Below are 615 nucleotides of genomic sequence, written 5' to 3'. Positions count from 1 at the left end.
AAGAATGTAAATTAAGTTTAATTAGATGGTGGAGGATGACGGGCTCGAACCGCCGACCCCCTGCTTGTAAGGCAGGTGCTCTCCCAGCTGAGCTAATCCTCCGTAATAAAATGGTGACCCGTACGGGACTCGAACCCGTGTTACCGCCGTGAAAGGGCGGTGTCTTAACCGCTTGACCAACGGGCCAGTACAATATGCTGAAAACTTGTGGCGGAGAGCAAGGGATTTGAACCCTTGAGACAGGGTTACCCGCCTACACGATTTCCAATCGTGCTCCTTCGGCCACTCGGACAGCTCTCCAAAATGGCTCCGCAGGTAGGGTTCGAACCTACGACCACTCGGTTAACAGCCGAGTGCTCTACCACTGAGCTACTGCGGAATATTCATAAACCAAGCGACGTTCTACTCTCACAGGGGGAAACCCCCAACTACCATCGACGCTGAAGAGCTTAACTGCCGTGTTCGGTATGGGAACGGGTGTGACCTCTTCGCTATCATCACTTGATTCAATTCCTTAAGGACAATAACTATTATATCATATCTCATTCGAAAGTCAATGACTTTTTTAAAGTTTTTTATAATAATTTTTGCACCCTCAAAACTAGATAATGTCAT

Annotated in this window: 4 tRNA genes and 1 rRNA gene; all 5 read right to left on the bottom strand. The window is 47.8% G+C overall.

Going from position 1 to position 615, the window contains the following annotated elements:
• Window positions 1–26: 26 nt before the first annotated feature.
• Window positions 27–102, bottom strand: a tRNA-Val gene (locus RAH41_RS22480).
• Window positions 103–111: 9 nt separating this feature from the next.
• Window positions 112–186, bottom strand: a tRNA-Glu gene (locus RAH41_RS22475).
• A gap of 22 nt (window positions 187–208) precedes the next feature.
• Window positions 209–300, bottom strand: a tRNA-Ser gene (locus tag RAH41_RS22470).
• Window positions 301–304: 4 nt separating this feature from the next.
• A tRNA-Asn gene (locus RAH41_RS22465) sits at window positions 305–379 on the bottom strand.
• 10 nt (window positions 380–389) lie between these two features.
• A 5S ribosomal RNA gene (gene rrf, locus RAH41_RS22460) occupies window positions 390–505 on the bottom strand.
• Between the last annotated feature and the right edge of the window lie 110 nt (window positions 506–615).

The organism is Gottfriedia acidiceleris, assembly GCF_036421055.1.
Classification (GTDB): Bacteria; Bacillota; Bacilli; order Bacillales; family Bacillaceae_G; genus Gottfriedia; species Gottfriedia acidiceleris_C.
Note: the sequence above shows the minus strand (reverse complement) of the source record. Positions and strands in the feature narration are given on the sequence as shown.